The sequence below is a fragment of the Streptomyces sp. YS-3 genome (assembly GCF_045257485.1).
Lineage (GTDB): Bacteria > Actinomycetota > Actinomycetes > Streptomycetales > Streptomycetaceae > Streptomyces.
This window is the reverse complement of the sequence record NZ_JBJHPC010000785.1, coordinates 1-2668: the sequence shown is the minus strand read 5'-3', so window position 1 is coordinate 2668 and position 2668 is coordinate 1. Positions and strand designations below refer to the sequence as shown.

General features: G+C 72.9%; 3 protein-coding genes. 1 reads left to right on the top strand and 2 read right to left on the bottom strand.

All coding sequences use genetic code 11. From position 1 onward, the window contains the following. Nucleotides 1-837, bottom strand: an 837-nt coding sequence (locus ACJA3G_RS34725) for a serine/threonine-protein kinase (protein ID WP_406557015.1), incomplete at its 3' end; no start/stop codon positions are given. A 269-nt stretch (nt 838-1106) separates the two neighbouring features. Between ACJA3G_RS34725 and ACJA3G_RS34720 the strand changes: the two genes are divergently transcribed. Next, entirely contained in the window at nt 1107-1370 is a 264-nt protein-coding gene (locus ACJA3G_RS34720) for a hypothetical protein (protein WP_406557014.1), read from the top strand. Nucleotides 1371-1462: 92 nt separating this feature from the next. On the opposite strand, the gene ACJA3G_RS34715 is transcribed toward ACJA3G_RS34720, so the two are convergent. Beyond that, nucleotides 1463-2665: a CaiB/BaiF CoA transferase family protein gene (locus tag ACJA3G_RS34715; RefSeq protein ID WP_406557016.1), complete on the bottom strand. Its 1203-nt coding sequence runs from the start codon at nt 2663-2665 to the stop codon at nt 1463-1465. Between the last annotated feature and the right edge of the window lie 3 nt (nt 2666-2668).

Below are 2668 nucleotides of genomic sequence, written 5' to 3'. Positions count from 1 at the left end.
GGCGGGCGCGCCCGCCCCCACCGCCCGCAACTGGCGCTCGGCGTCCTGCGGCGACAGACGCCCGGCCGGGTCCTTGCGCAGCAGCCCCGAGATCACCGGGGCGAGCGCGCCCGCCCGGCGCGGCGGCGGCAGCTCCTCGTCCACCACGGCCCGCAGCGTGGAGAGCGGGGTGGACTGGCGGAAGGGCGAGCTGCCCTCGACCGCCGCGTACAGCAGCACACCCAGCGACCACAGGTCCGAGGCGGGCCCGGGGGTGCGCCCCAGCGCCTGTTCGGGGGAGAGGAACTCGGGCGAGCCGATCACCTCGCCGGTCATCGTGAGCGTGGACGTGCCCGCCACCATGGCGATGCCGAAGTCGGTGAGGACCACCCGGCCGTCGTTGGCGAGCAGCACATTGGCGGGCTTCACATCGCGGTGCAGCACCCCGGCCGCGTGCGCGGCGCGCAGGGCCGCGAGGACCTCGGCGCCGATGTGCGCGGCGCGCTGCGGGGTCAGCGGCCCGTCCGCCTCCAGCACCTCGGAGAGCGACAGCCCCCTTACGAGCTCCATCACGATCCAGGGGCGGCCCTCGTGGGTCGCCACGTCGTAGACCGTCACCACGTTGCGGTGCGATATCCGGGCCGCCGCCCACGCCTCGCGTTCGAGGCGCGCGTACATCCGCTGTTCGTCGGTGGAGTCGAGCCCGGCCGGCGCCCGTACCTCCTTCACGGCGACCTCGCGCCCCAGCACCTCGTCGCGCGCCCGCCACACCTCGCCCATGCCGCCGCGGCCGAGCGGGGAGAGCAGACGGTAGCGTCCCTGGATCACGCGCTGTTCGCTGCCCGGCACTTCGCTCACTGGCGGGCCTCCTTGGCGACGGGACGACCACAAGACGACCAACTACCGCGGATCCTCTCCACGTTAGCTCAGGTCAGCGCGGTAGCGGCCCCCTTGGATGCACTGTCCAACTCGCCCTGGAATCAGGCATATTCAGAGAGTAACCGGGTGCTTCTGTCAACCCCTCCTCGGGAGAGGTGAATCCCACCACCGGGATACACGAGTGTGACGCGGGGGCGATAGGGTTACCCTGCCCGGGGCCGGGTGCCCTCGTATGGGTGGGGAGTGACATGGAACAGATAACAGTGCGCAGCAGGGCGCGAGTACCTGCCATCACCTGCGGGAGCAGTGCGACCAGCTCGCGCCTCGACCGCCATCTCTCGGTGCTGGGCGGTCCCGCCGTCCCGCTGCGGGAGTCGGCCGAGGCGACGTTGCTGATGCGTGAGCTGACCTCGCGTGACATCGCGCACAGCCGGAGGAGCAAGAGCGCCCGCGTCTCGCTCTTCGCCCCGCTGCGGCGCCTTCGCCGCTCGCTCTTCGGCAGCCGCGGCTGAAGTCCACGACAGCCCACGATCAGTGACTTCCCGAGAATCCGGCACCCCGGGAAACCGGATTCCCGAGAACCCTTTGACTTTCTGATCCATGTTCAGGCGATCACGCCGTCCCGGCGCAGCGCTGCTGTCAGCTCCTCTGTCATCCCCAGGGCTCGCAGCAGCGCTTCGGTGTGCTCGCCCAAGGCCGGCACCGCCCCCATCCGCGGCTCGGGGCCGCCCGGCAGACCGACCGGCGGCAGCAGCGCCCGCAGCGGCCCCACCGGGGAGTCCACCTCCCGCCAGCGGTCGCGCGCGGCGAGCTGCGGATGCGCGGCGACCTGGGCGACCGTGTTGAGCCGGGCGCAGGCGATGCCCGCCGCCTCCAGCCGCGCCACCGCCTCGTCGGCCGTCATCGGGGCCAGCGCGTCCCCGACCGCCTTGTCGGTCCGCGCCCGGTGCGCGGTCCGCGCGGTATTGGTCGCGTACGCCGGATCCTCGGCCAACTCCGGTCGCTCCAGGACCTGTACGGCCAGTCGGCGCCATTCGCGGTCGTTCTGTACGGAGAGCAGCACCTGGCCGTCGGCCGTCGCATAGGCGTTGTACGGGGCGATGACGGCGTGCGCGACACCGGTGCGCGCCGGTTCCGTCCCCCCGTGCATCACATGGTGCAGCGGATGGCCCAGCCACTCCGCCAGCGCGTCCAGCATCGAGATCTCCACCGGGCCGCCCCGGCCGGTCGTGCCCCGGCGCAGCAGCGCCGCGAGGACGCCCGAGTACGCGTACATGGCGGCGGCGATGTCGGCGGCCGGAATACCCGCCTTCACGGGCTGCTCCGGCGTCCCCGTCACCGAGACGAGCCCGGCCTCGCACTGGACGAGCATGTCGTACGCCCGCCGGTGCGCGTACGGGCCGTCGGCGCCGTACCCCGATATGTCGACCGCGACCAGGCGCGGGTGCGCGGCGCACAGCGTGGCCGCGTCCAGGCCCATCCTGGCGGCGGCCCCGTGCGCCAGGTTCTGCACGAACACATCGGCCCCGGCGATCAGCCGCCGCAGGACGTCCAGTCCGCGCGGGTCCTTCAGATCGAGGGCGATCGACTCCTTGCCGCGGTTGCACCAGACGAAGTGCGAGGCGAGGCCGCGGGCGGCGGTGTCGTAGTGCCGGGCGAAGTCGCCGCCGTCGGGCCGCTCGACCTTGATGACCCGGGCGCCGAGGTCGGCGAGCTGGCGGGTGGCGAAGGGGGCGGCGACGGCCTGCTCCACGGCGACGACGGTGATGCCGTCGAGGGGGAGGGGCTGGGGCTGCGGAGTGCTCATGGG